This window comes from Algoriphagus marincola DSM 16067, assembly GCF_000429405.1.
GTDB lineage: Bacteria > Bacteroidota > Bacteroidia > Cytophagales > Cyclobacteriaceae > Algoriphagus > Algoriphagus marincola.
In genome coordinates, this window is record NZ_AUBU01000001.1 from 108,215 (window position 1) to 128,540 (window position 20,326).

Consider the following 20,326-nt stretch of genomic DNA (forward strand, 5'->3'; position numbering starts at 1 on the left):
AATCGATTTCTTGGCTTTTTTACCTTAGCCAAGTAATAAAATGCCACCAATATGTATAAGCAACTCACACTTTTACTCTTAGCCTTTTTTGGTTTAGGGCAGGGATTTGCCCAAGTCAAGGAGTTCCGAAAGGATAAAGCCTATCCTGAAAAAGACTCAAAAGGAAAATACTACACTGTATCTGGTGAACGCCATGGTCCTTCTTTTTTCAAAAAGGAGGTTTTCCCTGAAGTGGAATATACCCCTGGTGACCAACTTACTTTTGATAAGTATCACACTGTTGATGTGATGTACCATTGGTACGAAAAATGGGCCGCAGCCTTTCCAGAAATCACAGATTTATATGTGATCGGCTATTCATTTGAAGGTAGGCCCATTTACCAAATGACGATCACGAATAAGGAGACAGGGAAGGATACCGATAAGCCTGCTGCTTATTTCGAAGGAGGGAGACATTCAGGTGAAATCACTTCCTCAGAATCTATTCTTTGGCTGACCAAGCACCTATTGGAAAACTACGGAAAGGACGAAGAGATCACTCATCTGATTGACACCAAAGCAATTTATCTCCGACCACAAAATAACCCGGACGGTTCCAACCTTTATCTTTTTTCGGCTCAGAGAAACAGAAGCACCGTGAGACCTCATGATAATGATAGAGATGGTTTGGTGGACGAAGATCCCGAGGAAGATCTTGATGGAGATGGGATCATATATCAAATGCGCAAAATGGCCGCTACGGAGGAGGAAAAGAAAAAAGCAAATTATATCGTGAATCCCGACCATCCATCCGGCAAGCTGATGAAGCGTGTTTTTGCCGGCCAAGGTGATTATTTAGTTTTCACCGAAGGAATCGACAATGATGGAGATGGAGATTACAATGAAGATGGGGTAGGAGGCTTGGACCTTCATAGAAATTACCCTGAAAATTGGCGTCCGGATATCGGAGGAGACCTTACAGGAAGAGGCTACACTCAATATGGTGCCGGTCAATACCCATTAAGTGAAGCAGAAACCCGCTCTACTGTATTGTGGATTCTAAGCCATCCCAATATTTCTGTGGTCAACTCCATGGATACACGTGTTCCCATGCACCTTCGTCCACCATCCACTTCCAAAAGTGAGGAGCGAATGTATCCTGAAGACTTGGCGATTTACAAGGAAATGGATGAGCTTGGACTTTCCTATACGGCCTATCCATGGGCTGGAGATGTCTACGAGACTTATTCTACTCGCTACAAAGTCAATCGATTGACAGGTGATCCACTCAAGCCTTCTCCGCTTTTCGGTCATGGTCCTGACTTTGGCTACTTTTATTTCGGAAGCATTTGGTATGGTGATGAGCTCTGGAACAACGGGGCTATGAAAGATTATAATGGGGATGGGGTCTATGATGACTATGATGGTCTTGTATGGGATGAAGAGGAAAACGGAGGCCGTGGATTTAAATCTTGGACACCTTTCACCCATCCTGAATTGGGCGAAGTAGAGATTGGAGGTTTTCATCCTAAATTCTTTGGACAAAATGGTCCACCTTGGCAACTTGAGGATTGGGCTAGAAAACAAGCCTTGTTCAATTTGGCTATGGCTCAACGATTACCTGAGTTGAAAGTAGAGACTCCAGAGGTCAAAAAAATATCCGATGGGGTATTTGAGGTTTCGCTTTCTTGGACCAATGTAGGTGGATTGCCTGTTGCCCTTGAGCAAGCCAAATTGGTTAAGATTGTTCAGGAAGATCGTGTCTCGCTGGAGTTTGATAAGGAACTGATGGAAGGGTATGAAAATGCCAAAGTGAAAATCACATCTCCTGAGCTTTACGATAAAACAATTTATGCAGGACATACAGGGAAAGGAGAGACAAAAAAAGTGACCTTCCGGGTGGAAGTAAAAATGGATGAAGAAGTCACCGGAAAAATCAAACTGTCTTCCACGCGTGGAGGATTTATCAGTCAAGAAATTACGCTAAATAATTGATTATTATATGATGATTAAAAGTAGAATAATTGCGGCAGGGGTTTTCTTGCTGCTTTTTCTGAGTCTAGAAGGGCACGCTCAGCAAAAACGCTCTCTGACTCATGCGGACTATGACGGATGGGAGAGCCTATCTTCTGACCGCATTACCAAAGATGGGAAGTGGGTAGGATATATGATCTCACCTCAAGAAGGGGATGCAAGACTGGAGTTGATGCCCTATCGGGATCCCTCCAAAAAAATGATTATCCCTCGTGCATCAGGCTGGAATTTCTCTCCTGACGATGCTTTTGCCGTGGGGAAAATAGAGCCACAGTATGACTCGGTTCGTGTTTTGAAGCTTAAAAAGACCAAAAAGGATGAAATGCCTAAGGATAGCTTGTTCATCTATGATTTGGCTAAAGGCTCCATCGAAAAGCTAGCGGAGGTCAAATCATTTTCCATTCCTGAAAAGTCCGGAAGTTGGATTGCTATTCATTTTGAAAAGGAAAAACCTGCGAAAAAGGACCCTGCAGACTCAACGGCAAAAGCTGAGAAGCCAAAGAAAACTGACGGAACAAAATTATTGGTTCGATCCTTGGATGGCTCGAAAAAGTATGAATTCGACCGGGTAAAGAGCTACGGTTTTTCGCCAAATGGAGACTTTCTTCAATTTGTCTTGGCAACAGAAGATACCTTAGATAATGCATCCATTCACCTGCTCAACCTTCATACTGGAGAGGAAACTAGCATTCATGAAGGCTTCACTGAGTATTCTAGGATGAAGTTTTCTCCAGCATCTAAGTTTTTGGCATTTGTGACCACAGACGATTCTACCAAAGCTGAAAAGCCCTATTACTCCTTGATGCTTTATCAAACAGCTTCTCAAAACCTCGAAAAAATAGCCGATGAAAATTCTCAAGGAATTTTATCTGATGCTAGAATCAGTCAGGATGAATCGATCGTGTTTTCAGAGGATGAAAAGTTACTCTTCTTCGGAGTGACCAATGATTACTTGGACTTTGCATACGAAAGCGACACCACCATTCTGGATGAAGACCGAGTAAGCTTGGATATCTGGGGCTGGCAGGATGCTGAAATCCAACCTATGCAATTGAGAAACAAGTCGAGAGAGGAAAAAAGAGCATACAAAGCGGTGATGGATATTTCTTCAAAGCAGATCCATCAGCTGGAAGACCGCGAGATTCAAAATCTGATTTTGCCTAGCAAAGTAGAAAATACCACGGCAATCGCATGGACAGATAGTCCGTATCGTCGAGAATACAGCTGGAATATTCAGATTGGTAGAGACATTTACTTGGTGGATTTCGAGACGGGTGAACGGACATTGATTGAGAAAGATGTGCCAGGCTATCCAAGTCTTTCTCCGGAAGGAAAATTCATCACTTGGTATGGCTCTCGGGACAGTTCTTGGGTCGCTTTTGATGTCGCAAATAAAAAGCGAATCAATCTGACGAAGGCGTTGGATGTGCCATTCTATGAAGAACTCCATGATTCTCCATCCCTACCAGGTTCATATGGTACTGGAGGCTGGATGGCAGGAGATGCGGCTATCTTGATTAACGATCGTTATGATGTATGGAAGATTGATCCACGTAATCCCACTGCAGCTCTGAATATTACGAAAGGCGAGGGAAGAAAGAATAAGATCACATTTAGACGTCAATCTTTGGATCTTGAAGAGCGATTTATTGATCCGAAATCTGAATTGTATCTAACTGCATTCAACGAGCTTACCAAGGAATCCGGAATGTACAAGGGAGATTATTCTGGACAAACGCTTTCAGAAGTTTTGATGACTCCACACAGATACTATGGATTGAATAAAGCGAAAGTGAGCGATCATTTGGTAATTCAGAGAAGCACCTATCAGGAAAGTCCCGACCTGTATATCACAGATTTGAAATTGAAGGATATGAAAAAGGTGTCAAACCTGAATCCTCAGCAAAGTCAGGTCAAATGGGGCAGCGTGGAGTTGGTAGATTATTTAGCCAATGATGGTACCCCACTGCAAGGATTGCTCTACAAGCCAGAGTATTTTGACTCGAACAAGAAGTATCCAATGATGGTATATTTCTATGAGCGAAACAGTGATGGATTGCATAATTATCGTTCTCCTGCACCTTCTGCTTCCACAATCAATATTCCTTATTTCGTAAGCAATGATTATGTGGTATTTGTGCCAGATATCAAATACGATTTAGGACTTCCGGGACCTAGTGCCTACAACTGTATCATTCCAGGTGTACAATCTATTGTGGCAAAAGGATTTGTGGATGCGGATAATATGGCCATTCAAGGTCAGAGTTGGGGAGGCTATCAAGTTGCTTATTTGATTACCCAAACGAATATGTTCAAGGCAGCAGGAGCAGGTGCTCCCGTGGTAAATATGACCTCTGCCTACGGCGGAATTCGTTGGGGAACAGGGATGAGCCGAATGTTCCAATATGAGCAGACCCAGTCAAGAATTGGTGGTACGCTTTGGGAAAAGCCGATTTACTACATCGAAAACTCTCCACTATTCTTCATGGATAGAGTACAGACACCGGTATTGATCATGCACAATGATGAAGATGGAGCAGTGCCCTGGTACCAGGGGATTGAAATGTTTATGGCTTTGAAAAGACTGAATCAGCCTGCATGGCTTTTACAGTACAATGGAGAGGATCATAACCTTCGTCAACGCAAAAATCGAAAGGATCTATCTATTCGACTAAGTCAGTTCTTTGACCATTATCTGAAAGGTGCACCAGCTCCACTTTGGATGACAGAGGGACTGCCTGCTGTAGAAAAAGGAAGGACGCTCAAATATGAGTTAGAAGACTAAGATAATCCCAAAAAAGAAGGCTGTCATCGAATTTGACAGCCTTTTTTATTTTAAGAGTAATCTTGAATTTTTGAAATCAATCCATCTTTAAATGTGAAAACTGATTTGCCTTTCAGGTTGATTTCTTCACCTTTTTTCAAGCTTCCATCCGGAAAATCTTTCCCAAGAATGGCATGATACTTCAAGTGAACTTCAGTGTAACGTGCCTGGTGAATATATTTTTCCGGTGATTGTTCCCGGGTTTCAAAAAAATCCAAGGCTTGAATAGCTTGCTTTTCAAATTCATCAATTCCTTGGGTACTGTGAGTTATCTCTCCATTTGTATAATTTTCAAAGATTACATCTTTATGAAGAGGTTTTAGCATTCCCTTCACATCCTTTTGATTATAGGAGCTGATATAGCTATCGATTAGTGTCTCTCTTTGTAGATTTAGCATTGCACGAGATTCTTAATTAGACTGCCACAGGAGCTTTGATATGTGGGTGCGGATCATAATTCACCAATTCGAAATCTTCGTACTTGAAAGCAAAAAGATCCTTCACGTCTGGGTTTATTTTCATCGTAGGGAGAGGCCTATGGTCCCGGCTTAGTTGGAGTTTGGCTTGCTCAAGATGATTCAGATAAAGATGAGCATCTCCAAAAGTATGAACGAAGTCTCCTGGCTCGAGGTCACATACTTGCGCTAGCATCATGGTGAAAAGCGCATACGAAGCAATATTGAAAGGTACTCCCAAGAAAACATCTGCACTTCTTTGATAAAGTTGGCAGGAAAGCTTTCCGTCCGCCACATAAAACTGGAAAAGGGTATGACAAGGCGGAAGAGCCATATTGTCTACATCGGCTACATTCCAAGCACTGACGATATGTCTACGACTATCCGGCTTATTCTTGATTTGCTCTACGAGTTTCTTGATTTGATCGATTTCACCGCCTTTGCCATCAGGCCAGTGACGCCACTGATATCCATAGACAGGGCCGAGGTCTCCATTTTCATCCGCCCATTCGTCCCAGATGGATACTCCGTTTTCTTTCAGCCAATCAATATTTGTACTTCCTCTCAAAAACCAAAGAAGCTCGATGATGATGGAACGAAGGTGCAGTTTTTTTGTAGTCACCACAGGAAAGCCTTCAGATAGGTCAAATCGCATCTGATGACCAAAAATACTCAAGGTTCCTGTACCTGTTCGGTCCGTTTTCTTTGTCCCTTCATCCAAAATCTTTTGCATCAAATCGTGATACTGCTTCATGGTCTTTGCTTCAAGTTTTAAATATTGATACAAGATAATAGCTTCCTCGGAAAATCTGAATCTCTACAAACAAAGGTGAAGCTTTCTGCTTATACTTGTCAGAGATTTGGACCAGCATTTCAGAATGTTTTCAAAAAAACAATCAAACATATTTCTCACGCTTTCAGGACTTTTTACCCTCATTCTGTTGATTTGGCGACCCGTTCCAAAGTTTGATTATGATTTTGAACAGTTTTTTCCGCAGGATAATGAAGCGCTGAGCTTTTATAAGAGTTACGCAGATATTTTCGGAGGGGACAATGATTACCTTCTTCTTGCTTTTGAAAATGATGACCAAGAACTCTGGCAGCCTGAATTTCTTTCGAATTTCGAAAGTCTACAATCTCAAATTAAGGTCTTGGAAGGAGTGGATACTACCATTTCAGTTTTAGACCTAAGAGAGCCTCGAATTGGAGCTTTTGGAGTTCAGTTTAGACAGGTAGTCACTTGGGATGAAAGTCGGGTTAACTTAACCTTACCTAAAAGTCAGCTTGCAGGAAGTTTGATTTCTGAGGATGGCAATGCCTTGCTTTTGCTTGTAAAAAATAAAACAGGGATGAGTAAGGAGGCTGGGGATGTGCTTTACCAGGCTATTCGTGAGGAAATCGATGAGTCCGAATTAAAACTAAGAGCCGTTGCCGGTAAAATTCAAACTCAGGGAGATTTCGTAAAATTGATGCAATCCGAGTTCGGATTTTTCTTTGCCATTAGTTTGGTGGTCATGCTCTTGATCCTGACCTTGTTATTTCGATCCTGGTGGGGAGTGGTGATTCCTTTTGTGGTTCTCTTGATTGGGGTTTTGTGGGCTTTTGGTGTGATTCTTTGGATGGGAAAGCCCTTAGCCTTAATGTCTGTCATGCAACCAACCATTTTCCTGATAGTTGGGCTCAGTGCGTTGATTCACTTTTTTGTTCATTTGGTCAAGAAGCTTCAAGCCGATACAGATCAAAAGGAAGCGATTAGACATTCCTATAAGCAGCTTTTTATTCCGGTACTGTTGACCATGATGACCACTGCCCTAGGATTCTTTTCCCTTTGGTTCACTTCCATTCCGGCTCTTCAGGATTTTGGATTGACCACTGCAATAGGGATTTTCATGATCTTTTTGGCGGTGATAGGAATTAGCCCGGGACTCCTTTATTTGGTAAGCAAAAGCTTAAATGCCAGGCCTTTGAAAGCCAAACGGGTTGTCAGTTTGCGAACATTCTTTTCCCTGATTTTAAAGCGAAGAAAAGTTATTGGGTTTGGCTTTCTGGCGATGAGTATCATTGCGGTTTTTTTAGGAATGAGAATTCCAATTAATGGATACTTGCTCGATAACTTACCTTTTGACCATCCCATTCGAGAGGACTTTGGATATTTTGACAGTGAGTTTGGGGGATCAAATCCTTTCGAGCTTTCCTTGGAGCTAGGGACGGAGGCTGATACATTTTGGGATTATGAAGTTCTTCAGCAGGTCCAAAAGCTGGAAGAGGAATTGAATGAGGTTTTTGGAGAAAATAAATTTATATCTCCCATCACACTCACAAAAACCCTTAATCAGGCTCAAAATCAGGGTGATGTGGATGCGTTTCGGTTTCCAAGTCGTGGTCAATTTATCCGTATGCAGCGGATTTTGAGGCAAGGCAGCGGCGAATTGGTAGAAGGACTCATCGATTCGACTGGGAGAATTTCTCGAATCAGTGGAAGATTGCCAGACTTCGGAAGTTATAAGATGCGAAACTTGAGATCTGAGCTAGATCGGTTTATCCAATCTGAACTGGACTCATCACTTTTGAAAACAAGATGGACAGGCACTGCTTTTTTGATTGATCAGGGTCATGAGTCGGTCACCTGGCAGATGGCGAGGGGCCTAGGGGTAGCATTTTTGTTGGTAGGGCTTATCGCAGGGATATTATTCCGCTCTTGGCGGATTTCATTTTTGCTTTTAATCCCAAATGTGATTCCACTTCTTTTAATGCTCGCAGTGATGTACTTTTTGGGTATAGAATTCAAGTTGACTACCGCTATTTTATTCACGGTGGCATTTGGGATTGCTGTAGACGACAGCATTCATTTTATGACAAGATTCAGACTTGAACTAGGCTCCGGTAGAAGTTTCTTTTACGCCATGAAGCGGACGTTTTTAGAGACGGGAAAAGCCATTCTGCTGACTACCGTAGTCTTGGTGTCGGGATTTGTCTTGTTTGTATTGAGTGATTTTGGAGTGACTTTTTACTCCGGAGTACTCATTAGTTGTGCCTTGGTTTTTGCGCTCTTGGCTGACTTGATGCTACTACCGCTACTTCTCATTCCCATGAAGCGCGTTTGGGAAGGAAAACAAAACTCTGAGACTTAATCTATCAATTGAAAAGTCGCTGAAACAGGATAATGATCCGAATAATCTACTTCTCGATGAGTGTCAAATTGGGTCGCTTTCAGATTTGGAGAGGAGAAAATATGATCTATGCGGAGGAAAAATAGTACCCGATTGTAAGTGAATCCAAATCCTTTTCCGGCGTCCTCAAAGGCATTGTTCAAATTTCGACTCAATCGAAAATAGCTATTGGAATAGGGGATTTCATTTAAGTCTCCCATCAAAATGATCGGATGGGGCGAGTTAATGATGTGTTGCTCCAAAACGTCAAGTTGCTGACTCCGGTAAAGACTGCCTTGATGAAGTTTTTTGAGAGTTTGTCGATAATTGGCTCTAACACCCTCGAGATCATCTAGATTTTCAGAGTTGATTTTCATGGACTCTAGATGGCAGTTGTAGATTCGGATCGTGTCTTTTTGGTAGAGGACATCTGCGAAAATCGCCCCATTGGTTTTTTTATTATCAAACACCTTCCCTTGGTTGACTATGGGTAAGGCAGAACTGATAGCGAGTCCATAGGATCTCCTGTCAGGTCTTCCTTCGATGATTTCGTAGTAAATCTCCTTGTCATTCTCCTTTCCCAGTAAATTCACGGCATTGCGGGAGGGAGAGGTGTAGTCCTGATAAAACTCCTGAAATACCTTGATCTGTGCTGGGTGCTCCTGAATCCAAGAAAAGATATTAGGATCAAACTCACCTCCGATTCTTCGCTTGTAGTCAAAGAGGTGAACATTATAACTCAGCACACTTAGTCCTTGCTTACTATCATCGGTTAGGTTCCATTGCACAGTGATTTCAGCGAATCGATACCCTATTGCTAATGCAAAAAGCGGAATTAAAGCAGATTTTTTCCAACTCAATGCTAAAATCAAGAACAAAAAAAGATTGGCTAGCCAAATGAGGGGAATAAAAAAGGGAATGAGGCCAACATACTGGAAATCACCTGGTCTGACATACACACTGCCGAATATCAGCAGGGAAACGAAAAAAAGCAGCCAAGCAAAATATCTCATAAGGTGTGTAAAAGTATGAATCAAATTTTGATTTTTATTAGCGCGCCACCCAACTTTGGGCTTGGCGAAACCGTATAGCAGCAAATGTGATGCAAAAACAAAATGATTTTACTTATTTGCTGCAAAACCTTTGATAAAAGATCAGGCAAGGATTTTGTAGCTTTGTTTTAACGAAAACTCCAACCAAATAATATGATGAAGAAACGATACGTTTTTCCTTTTGCAATGTTGATTACGATGGTCATGGTAGCCTGTGGAGGCTCGAAAGAGGAAAGTTCCGAGGAGATGGATTCAATGGAAGTATCTGAATCCTCTGAAGCTGAATCTCGACCAAGTCCACTAGAAGTCAAAGAAGGGCAAATAGCCGGAAAGGCATTCAAGGTGCAATATGGATCTCCTGCGGTAAAAGGAAGAACCGTTTGGGGTGACTTGGTTCCCTATAATGTAGTTTGGCGTACCGGTGCCAACGAGGCGACTTTTGTAGATCTTTCTGAGGATATGACAGTTGAAGGCCAAAGCCTCAAAGCAGGTAAGTATTCTCTTTTCACCATCCCCAAAGAATCAGGAGCCTGGACTGTTATCTTTAATAGTGAATGGGATTTGGAGCATGGGCATTTTCAGTATGATGAAAAGCAGGATGTATTGCGGGTAGAGGTAACTCCATCTTGGGAAGAAAGCTCTCAAGAGCGCCTTGCAATTGATATCGAGGAGCCAGGCTTGGTCATTCGTTGGGAAAAGCTAAAACTTCCAATCAGTATTCAATAGGAATTGATTTAAAGCAAATAAAACCCTGATTTTATCCAAAGTCAGGGTTTTGCTTTTTTATAAGTAGCTGTCGAAGCTATTTTTGATTTTGCTATATTGGCAATCTTTAAAACACCCGAATTTCATGAAGTATTTCTGGTTTATCCTCGTATTGCTAATCACCCTTTCTCTTGGATATTTCGCTTCAAAGCCCTTAGGACCAGCGCCACCACTTGCGCCACTTCTTGATCCGAATGTTGGTTTTTGGCAAAACATGTACAGCGAAGATGATCTTGCTGCCGAAAATTTGGAACTAGCTGGGCTAAATTCTACGGTAAAGGTGGTTTATGATGAGAATTTGATTCCTCACATCTTTGCTGACAATGCTGAAGATCTTTATCGGGCTCAAGGCTATGTGACAGCAAAGCATAGACTTTGGCAAATGGAGTTTCAGACGATGGCTGCAGCAGGTCGTATTTCTGAAATTGTAGGGCCGGTGGCTTTGGAATTGGACCGAATGACCCGTCGAAAAGGACTCGCCTACGGAGCAGAGTTAGGCTATGAATTTGTCAAAGAAAATCATCCAGAAATGATGCCATTGATTGATGCCTTCGCGGATGGTGTGAATCAGTATGTCGAAAGTTTGGATGATGCAAGACTACCAGTAGAATACAAGATTCTAAATTATCGACCTGAAAAATGGTCCGCATACAAATCTCTGCTGCTCCTAAAGTACATGTCAGATATGCTGATGGGTGACAGAGATTTACAATACTCCAATCTTCGAAAGATTATTGGGCAGGAGAAATTAGATGTTCTTTTCCCAGAGTTTCCTGAAGAGAATGACCCTGTGATTGAAGCCGATCGGGTTTGGGATTTTACACCTGTATCTATTGATGTGCCTGACTCATTGAATTATCCAAATGACGCTTTGACCATCGATCCATTGCCACAGCCAGAGGACGGGGTCGGGTCAAACAATTGGGCCGTTTCCGGCTCCAAAACTCAAAACGGAAACCCAATTCTAGCCAATGATCCACATTTGAGTCTGAATCTTCCTTCCCTTTGGTACAGTATGCAACTTACTACTCCGGAGTTTTCTGTCAAAGGAGCCACGCTCCCAGGAGCTTTAGGGGTGATTTCCGGATTTAATCAAAATATCGCTTGGGGAGTGACAAACGCAACCAAGGATGCCAGGGATTGGTACAAAATCACTTTTGAAGATGATAGCAGAAGTAGATATCGATATGGAGATGAATGGAGAGAGAGTTCCTTCCGCATTGAAGAGATAAAGGTAAAAGGTGAGGAAACCTTTATGGATACCGTAGTCTACACTCATTATGGCCCGGTAGTTTATGATAGAAGTTTCCGGTCGGACCGTCAGGATGTCAACTTTTCGCTGAAATGGACTGTGCACATGGGTTCGAATGAGCAGCTTACATTTTTGAAGATGAATAAGGCCAAAAACCACCAAGATTACATGGATGCCTTAGACCATTACACCGCTCCTGCACAAAACTTTGTTTTTGCATCAAAGGAAGGGGACATAGCCATGAGGATTCAGGGTAAATTCCCTGTCAAATGGGAGGGTCAAGGTAAATTCTTCATGGATGGAGCAGATCCGCAGATGGAATGGCAGGCTTATATTCCCAATGAGCACAACCCTAGTACCCTCAATCCAGAGCGCGGTTTTGTTTCTTCAGCTAATCAGCATCCCGTGGATCCTTCTTACCCTTATTATGTCTTTGACAATAGCTACGAGCATTACAGAAATCGAAGGTTGAACGGAGAGTTGAGAAGGTTAAACTCCATAACAGTGGAGGAAATGAAGGCTCTTCAATTTGACGATTATTACCTTCATGCTGCCGAGGCCTTGCCTGTAATGATCGAACTTTTGGAAACTCAAGATTTTCAAGATGAAAAAGCATCCAAATATTTGCAAGAGTTGAAAGACTGGGATTTTTATGCTGACCCTAATCAGAAAGCACCCACGCTTTTTTACAATTGGTGGGGAAAGACCTACAATCAACTTTGGAAGGAATGGGAAGAATGGAATGTGCCGGTAGTACGTCCAAATTACTACCAAACTGTCAAATTGATGCGGGAGAATCCGGAGAGTGAGTTTTTTGACAATAAAATGACCGATGAAGTTGAAACAGCCAAGATTCATGTCAACAAAGCCTTTCAAGAAATGGTGGCCGATATGAAAGAGTGGGAAAATGAGGAGGGGGATTATGCCTGGGCAAATTATAAAAGGACTAGTATTCAGCACTTGGTACCTCAATTTGAGTCTTTCTCGGTGAAGAATGTCTACACCGGTGGAGGTTCGGGTATTTTGAATGCAACTAGTAGCAGAGCAGGGGCAAGTTGGCGAATGGTCGTGGAGTTGGGTGAACCTATAAAGGCATTTGGGGTCTATCCAGGAGGTCAATCCGGGAATCCAGGATCAAAATATTACGATAATTTTATTTCCAAATGGGCCAATGGGGAGTACCTCAACTTTGATTTGAGAGAGTCAAATCAAACTGAAAACATCTTATTTGAAACCAACCTGACTCCAAAACAATGAAATTTATAGCATTCTTGGTTCTTTCCTTTGTGGTTGTCCTTCTTGTGAATGGCGCCACATCCTATATTGGGGCAATGATAGCCCTAGCATTACTTGGGGCATTGATGCACCCTGGAAGCTTTGCAGCTTTCTTTGGTGGTGGTTTTGGAATGGCGTTGGCTTGGACTTCTTTGGCTCTGTTTTTGAAGTTTTCTACAGGAAGTGATTTGCCTGAGAAAATGGGAGAGCTATTTGGAGTAAATTCTGCGATGGCTATTTTATTGATAACGGCTGTGATTGGATTTGTACTTGGTGCATTCAGTGGTTTAAGCGGCCACCTGTTTTGGAAAATGTTTCGGAAAAAGCCAAAGAACATTTATCGGGGTAATCTTTAGGATTAATTCTGGATTTTTTTGGCTTAATTTTCCGACAAATTTGTTTTTCAATTTATTGAAATGAGTACCTTTGGTACTCGCTTTATATCTAATTTTTAATGCTTGAGTCTCTTATTACCTCTAAAACACGGCTGAGACTTCTCGTGAAGTTTTTTGTAAATGACCAAAACCGAAGTCACTTGCGAGGATTGGCGGATGAATTTGGTGAATCTACTAATGCCATTAGAAAAGAGCTTAATAATCTAACTCAGGCCGGAATTTTGCTGAAAGAATCCAACAAAAATAAGATTGCTTATAAAGCGAATACCCATCACCCATTCTTTATCAATATTCAGGAAATAATCCGAAAATATCTCGGGTTGGATAGATTGCTGGAACAAATTCTAGATCGAATGGGAGAGGTGGGTCAGGTAGTTTTGGTAGGAGATATCGCTAAAGGTATCGATACGGGCACTATTGACGTATTGGTCACCGGTGATCAATTAAATCAAGATTACATCAAAGGACTAAAGTCAAGAATAGAAGAATTAATCGAGCGAAAGGTAGTATTCACCCTTTCCAATGATCGATATGAAGAAGAAGGCTTAGTCCTTTTTGACAGTACGGTAGGCGTTTAATCGACGCTTTTGGACATAAAATAGGCTTAGGTTTCATATAGAAATGGGACTGAAAGGGCGAAGCTGTGTCCAAGCTGTTATATTTAAAGATTAAAAGTTCAAATTAGATAAACTTTATCCAGGATCATTTGAAAAAATCAGTTGAAATATTTCGAAGTCAAATTCTGAAATCTTTTTCTCTTTCCTTATTGGCGGTATTGATTTCATTTTCAATTCAGGCTCAGAGTCTATCCGATATTCAATCGGTCAAAGTAGACAATTTATCAGATGCTCAGATAGAGAACCTCATCAAGCGGGCAGAATCCAATGGTCTTACGACAAATCAGCTAGTTGCTTTAGCAAGAGAGCGAGGAATGCCAGCTTCAGAAGCTGCTAAACTTCAGAAGCGAATCCAGCAACTTCAAAATCAAGCTCAAAGCCCAAACTCTGGAAATCTCACTTCTGGAAGAGAAATGGGTTTTCGGCAAGTGGATGTATTTGATTCTCTAAGAAGGTCTGACCCATATTACGATCTTACGCCAAAGCAAAAGAAGATATTTGGGTTTAAGCTTTTCCATAATCGAAATCTGGATTTTAGTCCAAGTCTGAATCTTCCCACACCACAATCTTATGTAGTTGGTAGTGGGGATCAATTGCTAATTGATGTTTACGGGGCTTCTCAGCAATCCTTTGATGTACAGGTGACCCCGGAAGGTAGAGTATTTCTACCAAACGTTGGGCCTGTGCAAGTAGGAGGGGCTACGATTGAAGCAGCCACCGTAAGAATAAAAACTGCACTTTCTAGGATATACTCAGGTCTTCAAGGTGCTAACCCTAACACCTTTTTGCAAATCAGATTAGGTAACATCCGGTCTATCAAAGTATCCATGGTCGGAGAGCTTACCAAGCCCGGAACATACACATTGCCATCTTTTGCCACGGTATTTAATGCCCTTTATGCCGCTGGCGGCCCCAATGAAAATGGAGCCTTCCGGAAAATCCAAGTTTACAGAGGGTCCAAACTTATTTCTCAAGTAGATATTTATGAATTCCTTTCCAAGGGAGACCAATCGGCTAATATCAATCTGCAGGATAATGATGTGATCATTGTACCAGCAGTAGAGGGCCGCGCCGAGGTGATTGGACCGGTCAATCGAGAAGGCTTATTTGAGGTGAAGTCTGGAGAGAGCTTAAAGGATTTATTTCTTTATACGGGTGGGTTTTCCAGTTTGGCCTATCGGGATCGCGTGACAATTCGGAGAATAGAAGACAACCAACGGAAGATTATAGATGTTCCTTCTTCAGATTTTGGAAGCTTTTATCCCCAGGTTGGTGACGAAATTTTAATAGGAGAGGCCTTGGATCGCTACTCAAATCGAGTGCAAGTAAGTGGGTCGGTGATGCGGCCAGGAGAATTTTCTTTGGAGGAAGGGCTCACCATAAAAGGGCTTATCGAAAAAGCTGAAGGACTTCGTCCAGAGGCATTCACTAATCGGGTGACTTTATACCGAACAAGTGAGGACCTTACTTTAGCCGCTATTACAATTGAGCTGTCAGATATTCTGGAAGGTCGTGCAGAAGATATCCCGTTGAAAAATGAAGACTTACTTTTCATTCCAAGTCGGTATGAAATCCAGGAAGAGTATTATGTCAAAATCAGTGGAGAAGTGAGTTTTCCAGGCACCTACCCTTTTGCAAACTCCATGACGGTTGGTGATTTGATACTTCGAGCGGGTGGGCTTTTGGAGTCTGCAAGCAATTCCTCCATAGAGGTAGCTAGGCGTGTCCGGGATGCAAGCAGCAGGCAGATAGCTGAGATTTCTACTTTAAGTATAGGCTCGGACCTCGAAATCACAGAAGAGGAGAAGCAGCTACCACTTCAGCCATTTGATCATGTTTTTATTAGAAGAAGTCCTGGCTTTGAGCGAGAACAAATCATGACTGTAAGAGGAGAAGTGAAGTTTCCGGGAGAATTTGTGATTTCCTCTGCAAACGAAAGGATTTCTGATGTAATTGAGCGAGCTGGGGGGTTGAATGAATTTGCTTATCCGCAAGGTGCCAATTTAATTCGACGAACTGTCTATTATAAAGGAAAAACAGAGGAGGAAATCAGGGAAGAAACCCTAGAAGAAATATTTGACAGGTTAAACCCAGAAACGAATCGAAATTTGAATGAGGCTGAACTTATCTTGTTTGAAAGAGTCCAACAAAAGCTCAAGGAGATTGAGTATAATCGGACACGTATTTCTTCCAATTTAAGTTCTGATCCATCCGCAATTCTAATGGATACACTTTCTATAGATCCGGAGCTAAATAAATCACGGTTTCAGCAAGAGGATATGGTTGGTATAGATCTGGAGAAAATATTGAAAAACCCAGGTTCGGAAGAAGATTTGATTTTGAAGGAGGGTGATATTTTACAAATTCCGAAACAATTACAAACGGTCAGGATGGTAGGAGAGGTCTTGCTTCCAACGACTACTAGATTTGAGAGTGGTAGAAGTTTGAAGTATTATATTTCAAAAGCAGGTGGATTTACAGAGAATGCCAGAAAATCTAAATCTTATGTAGTGTATGCAAATGGAGATGCTGCACAAACTAAAGGGTTTCTGGGGATTAAAAAATATCCCAAATTATTGCCTGGAGCTGAAATCGTGGTTCCAGGAAAACCTGAAAGGGAGCGTATGAATGCAGCTGCTTGGATTGGGATCGCTTCAAGCCTTGCTACTTTGGGGATTTTAATTGAGAGATTGATACAATAAATATTAAATAAGATAAATCTAGTTTTATGAAAATTGCAGTAGTAGGTACAGGCTACGTTGGCTTGGTATCGGGTGCTTGTTTTGCAGATGTGGGTATCGAAGTTACCTGCGTGGATATTGATCAGAAAAAGATTGATAAGCTAAAGAATGGAATCATGCCTATCTATGAACCAGGCCTGGAGGAAATAGTGATTCGCAACTATAAAAGCGGAAGACTTCATTTCAGTACGGATCTAGGTGAGGCTATTCAAGGTGCCGAGGTGGCGTTTATTGCCGTAGGTACTCCTCCTGGAGAAGATGGGTCAGCTGATTTGAAATATGTTTTGGCAGTAGCTGATGAGATTGGTCAAAAGATGACCGATTACATTGTGGTTGCTACAAAGAGCACAGTGCCAGTCACTACAGGAGAAAAAGTTCGGGCTACGATTAAGGCTGCATTGGATAAGAGAGGGTCAGACCTTCCATTTGCGGTAGCATCCAATCCGGAATTTTTGAAAGAAGGAGCAGCTGTAGAGGATTTTTTAAAGCCTGACAGAATTGTGATTGGTGTAGATGATGAGCGTGCTGAGAAAATCATGCAGCGGCTTTACAAGCCCTTTCAACTCAGTGGAGAGCGGATTATCTACATGGATATTCCTTCTGCAGAGATGACCAAGTATGCTGCTAATGCCATGCTTGCCACAAAGATTTCCTTTATGAATGATATTGCTAACCTATGTGAAAAAGTAGGAGCTGATGCGAATATGGTTCGGAAAGGAATTGGCTCTGACCCAAGGATTGGAAATAAGTTTATTTATCCAGGTGTAGGATATGGCGGGTCTTGTTTCCCCAAAGATGTGAAGGCAATCATCAAAACTGCAAAAGAATATGGGTATGATCTTCGCGTCCTACAATCTGTAGAAGATGTAAATGATGATCAAAAGCATATTTTGGCTTCGAAAGTAAAATCTCATTTTGGAGAAGATCTTAGTGGAATGACCTTTGCCATGTGGGGGTTGAGTTTCAAGCCAAATACGGACGATATGCGTGAATCCCCTGCAGCAGTCATTATCGATGAACTCCGGGCGGCGGGTGCAAAAGTGCGTGCCTATGACCCAAAAGCGATGGAAGAGGCAAAAGAGCACTATATTTTCGATAAAGTGACCTATTGCAATGATGCCTATGATGCCTGTGTGGATGCTGACGCCTTACTCTTGGTGACAGAATGGTCCGAGTTTAGGATACCAAGTTGGGAAGCAGTCGCTAAATTGTTGAAGAACAAAGTAGTATTTGACGGTAGGAATATCTATGACAAGAAATACTTAGCGTCATTAGGATTTACCCACTTTGGTATTGGCTCTAAATAGATAATTCAAAATCTCCCCAAAACAAGATTGGGGAGATTTTAATTTTTAAAAAATATGATCATTGCAGGAGCAGGAGGGCATGGCTTGGAAGTGTATGGAGTGCTAATTTCCCAAGGTTTTCCAGCCTCAGAAATCTGTTTCTATGATGAAGATAGGTCAAAGAAAATAATCTATTCCTCGGGGTCTAAAATATTGAATACTGAAAATGAGTTGAAAAAAGCATTGGAAACGAATCCTAATTATTGCTTGGGAGTAGGGTCCCCGGCTTTTAGAGAATATTTTTTAAAAAAATTTGAATCATTTGGGGGAGACCATTACGCGTTGAAAGGCACAAATAGTGTTTTAATGGGGTCAGGCCAAGGTTTTGATTTGATGCCTTTTGGTTTCGTAGGCCCTGAGACAGAAATTGGAAAAGGCGTTTTAATTAATTCCAGAGCGAATGTGCATCATCAATGCATAGTAGGTGAATTCTCTGAGTTGGGCCCTGGGTCGATATTATTGGGAGGTGCCAAAGTAGGTAGGCACTGCAGGATAGGTGCAGGTGCAATTTTGTTACCAGGGGTCGAAGTTGGCGATAATGTGATAGTTGGAGCTGGAGCGGTGGTCACCAAGAACTTCGGGAATAATTCCATTTTGAAAGGCGTACCCGCATCTAATCAATAGGGTTTGTTCATTTATTGAAATGTCTAAAATTAAATCCTTAATCAAAAAATATCTGATTCATTTCAGCTACTTCTACCATCATCTAGGGTACAGGATTTTTATTGCCTTTTTTCTCAGTTTCTTTGTTGGGCTTTTAGATGGACTTGGGTTAGCAATGTTTTTACCATTGCTACAAATGGTTGACGGAAGTGCTGATGTCAATCCCGAAACTTTGGGAGGGATGAGCTTTTTGATAGAGTCTATCGAGCTTTTAGGTTTTGAGTTAAATCTTTATTTAGTGCTTGGGATGCTTCTCACTCTTTTTGTATTAAAAGGAATCATGAAGTTTCTGGAGTCATATTACAACGTACTTACTCAACAGTTTTTTATCCGAAAACTACGTTTTGATAGCTTGAGTGGCTTATCGGATTTTGATTTCAAATCCTTTGTTTTAGCTGATTCTGGCCGAATCCAAAATACCTTAAGTGCCGAGGTAGGAAGAGTTTCCAATGCTTATGCTTTTTATTTTGCTGCGGTTCAATCCGGGACCTTGGTTTTTGTTTACTTAATCCTTGCCTTTTTTACAGATCCTCAGTTTGCATTGTTAGTTGCGGTAGGAGGTGGAGCAACCAATCTCTTGTATAATCGAGTGTATAAGAAAACAAAGGAGACTTCGAAGAAAATTACTTCGGGTGGACATACATTCCAAGGAATGCTAATCCAGAAAGTAGCTTTTTATAAGTACTTAAAGGCAACAGGTTTTATCAAAACATATGAGCTTAGGTTGCGTGAGGCAGTAGATTATATTGTAAAAAGTAATAAGAAAATAGGCTTTTATAACGCTTTACTAGTTGCCGCACGTGAGCCTATGGTGATTTTTGTGGTAGTTGTGGTAATCATTGTTCAGGTCAATGTTTTTTCCCAACAATTAGGTGTCATTATTTTGAGTTTGTTGTTTTTCTATAGGTCTCTGAACTCTTTGGTAATGATGCAGACACAGTGGAATGGCTTTTTGAATTTGTCGGGCTCATTGGAAAACATGACTGCTTTCATGAAAGAACTCCAGTCACAAAAAGAATCAAATGGAGTGGTGCCGTTTGAGAAGTTTGAAGATTCAATTTGCTTAGACAATGTTGGCTTCTCTTATGGTAATAAGATGGTTTTGACTGAAATTGATTTAACAATCAAAAAAAATAAAGCCTACGCATTTGTTGGGGAAAGCGGCAGCGGAAAGTCAACTTTGGTCAATTTGATAGCTGGATTGATGCCTGTTTCAACTGGATCAATAACTGTAGATGGTTTAGACCTTGAAGAGGTTGAGAAATTAAGTTTCAAAAAGAGAATCGGATATATTGCCCAGGAACCTGTAATTTTTTCAGATACCATATTCAATAACGTAACTCAATGGTCTGAGCCAACTCCTGAAAATCAAAAAAGGTTTTGGAAAGCATTAGAACAGGCAGCGATTGCCGATTTTGTTCTATCTCTTCCTGAAAAAGAAAATGCCAATTTGGGTTCGGCCGGAATCCTGATCAGCGGTGGACAAAAACAGCGCCTTTCGATTGCAAGAGAACTTTTCAAGGATATCGATATTCTCATCATGGATGAAGCAACTTCAGCTTTGGATTCTGAAACTGAGAAGATAATTCAGGAAAATATTGAAAAATTAAAAGGTAGATACACGCTCCTAATTGTAGCACATAGACTATCTACTATCAAAAGTGCAGATGAAGTAATCTTATTAAATCATGGACAAATAGAGAATAGGGGCGCTTTTTCTGATTTGATAAGAAGGTCCGATTCTTTCCAAAAAATGGTCCAATTACAGGAGATATAAAT

The 20,326-nt window shown here is 41.4% G+C and carries 14 protein-coding genes; 11 read left to right on the plus strand and 3 right to left on the minus strand.

Features of this window, described 5'->3' with window-relative positions:
• Nucleotides 1–51 precede the first annotated feature (51 nt).
• Together G457_RS0100510 and G457_RS0100515 are read left to right on the plus strand one after the other, a co-directional pair.
• Nucleotides 52–1,974, plus strand: a complete 1,923-nt coding sequence (locus tag G457_RS0100510; RefSeq protein ID WP_026944721.1) for a M14 family metallopeptidase — start codon at nt 52–54, stop codon at nt 1,972–1,974.
• Between the two features lie 7 nt (nt 1,975–1,981).
• Nucleotides 1,982–4,798 carry a prolyl oligopeptidase family serine peptidase gene (locus G457_RS0100515; RefSeq protein ID WP_026944722.1) on the plus strand — a complete coding sequence of 939 codons (2,817 nt, stop codon included), beginning with the start codon at nt 1,982–1,984 and terminating at the stop codon, nt 4,796–4,798.
• A 50-nt stretch (nt 4,799–4,848) separates the two neighbouring features.
• Here the strand turns inward: G457_RS0100515 and G457_RS0100520 are convergent, their stop codons facing one another.
• Together G457_RS0100520 and G457_RS0100525 are read right to left on the minus strand one after the other, a co-directional pair.
• On the minus strand, nt 4,849–5,235 hold the full coding sequence (locus tag G457_RS0100520) for a nuclear transport factor 2 family protein (RefSeq protein ID WP_026944723.1): 387 nt from the start codon (nt 5,233–5,235) through the stop codon (nt 4,849–4,851).
• A gap of 16 nt (nt 5,236–5,251) precedes the next feature.
• The gene (locus tag G457_RS0100525; RefSeq protein ID WP_026944724.1) at nt 5,252–6,046 is read right to left on the minus strand and encodes a thymidylate synthase; all 795 of its coding nucleotides are present in this window, start codon (nt 6,044–6,046) and stop codon (nt 5,252–5,254) included.
• 124 nt (nt 6,047–6,170) lie between these two features.
• Between G457_RS0100525 and G457_RS0100530 the strand changes: the two genes are divergently transcribed.
• Nucleotides 6,171–8,423, plus strand: coding sequence for an efflux RND transporter permease subunit (locus tag G457_RS0100530; RefSeq protein WP_026944725.1), 2,253 nt, complete (start codon nt 6,171–6,173; stop codon nt 8,421–8,423).
• Here G457_RS0100530 and G457_RS0100535 read toward each other — a convergent pair.
• Nucleotides 8,420–9,454 carry an endonuclease/exonuclease/phosphatase family protein gene (locus G457_RS0100535; protein WP_026944726.1) on the minus strand — a complete coding sequence of 345 codons (1,035 nt, stop codon included), beginning with the start codon at nt 9,452–9,454 and terminating at the stop codon, nt 8,420–8,422. The genes G457_RS0100530 and G457_RS0100535 overlap by 4 nt on opposite strands.
• Before the next feature lie 195 nt (nt 9,455–9,649).
• On the opposite strand from G457_RS0100535, the gene G457_RS0100540 reads away from it, so the two are divergent.
• The 8 genes from G457_RS0100540 to G457_RS0100575 all read left to right on the plus strand — a co-directional run bounded on the left by G457_RS0100540 (nt 9,650) and on the right by G457_RS0100575 (nt 20,324).
• Nucleotides 9,650–10,219, plus strand: coding sequence for a DUF2911 domain-containing protein (locus G457_RS0100540; protein ID WP_026944727.1), 570 nt, complete (start codon nt 9,650–9,652; stop codon nt 10,217–10,219).
• 124 nt (nt 10,220–10,343) lie between these two features.
• Nucleotides 10,344–12,767 (plus strand): penicillin acylase family protein, encoded by a 2,424-nt coding sequence (locus G457_RS0100545; RefSeq protein WP_026944728.1) that lies wholly within the window; start codon nt 10,344–10,346, stop codon nt 12,765–12,767.
• A complete protein-coding gene (locus G457_RS0100550) occupies nt 12,764–13,141 on the plus strand; it encodes a hypothetical protein (protein ID WP_026944729.1) in 378 nt (125 codons plus the stop codon). Before G457_RS0100545 ends, G457_RS0100550 begins: the two co-directional genes overlap by 4 nt.
• A gap of 98 nt (nt 13,142–13,239) precedes the next feature.
• Nucleotides 13,240–13,758 (plus strand): hypothetical protein, encoded by a 519-nt coding sequence (locus G457_RS0100555; RefSeq protein WP_026944730.1) that lies wholly within the window; start codon nt 13,240–13,242, stop codon nt 13,756–13,758.
• 128 nt (nt 13,759–13,886) lie between these two features.
• The gene (locus G457_RS0100560; RefSeq protein ID WP_248602802.1) at nt 13,887–16,499 is read left to right on the plus strand and encodes a polysaccharide biosynthesis/export family protein; all 2,613 of its coding nucleotides are present in this window, start codon (nt 13,887–13,889) and stop codon (nt 16,497–16,499) included.
• A 26-nt stretch (nt 16,500–16,525) separates the two neighbouring features.
• Nucleotides 16,526–17,845, plus strand: coding sequence for a UDP-glucose dehydrogenase family protein (locus G457_RS0100565; protein WP_026944732.1), 1,320 nt, complete (start codon nt 16,526–16,528; stop codon nt 17,843–17,845).
• Nucleotides 17,846–17,899: 54 nt separating this feature from the next.
• Nucleotides 17,900–18,508 carry a DapH/DapD/GlmU-related protein gene (locus G457_RS0100570; protein ID WP_026944733.1) on the plus strand — a complete coding sequence of 203 codons (609 nt, stop codon included), beginning with the start codon at nt 17,900–17,902 and terminating at the stop codon, nt 18,506–18,508.
• Nucleotides 18,509–19,037: 529 nt separating this feature from the next.
• Complete coding sequence (locus tag G457_RS0100575; protein WP_248602803.1) at nt 19,038–20,324, plus strand: ABC transporter ATP-binding protein; 1,287 nt, start codon at nt 19,038–19,040, stop codon at nt 20,322–20,324.
• Nucleotides 20,325–20,326 lie beyond the last annotated feature (2 nt).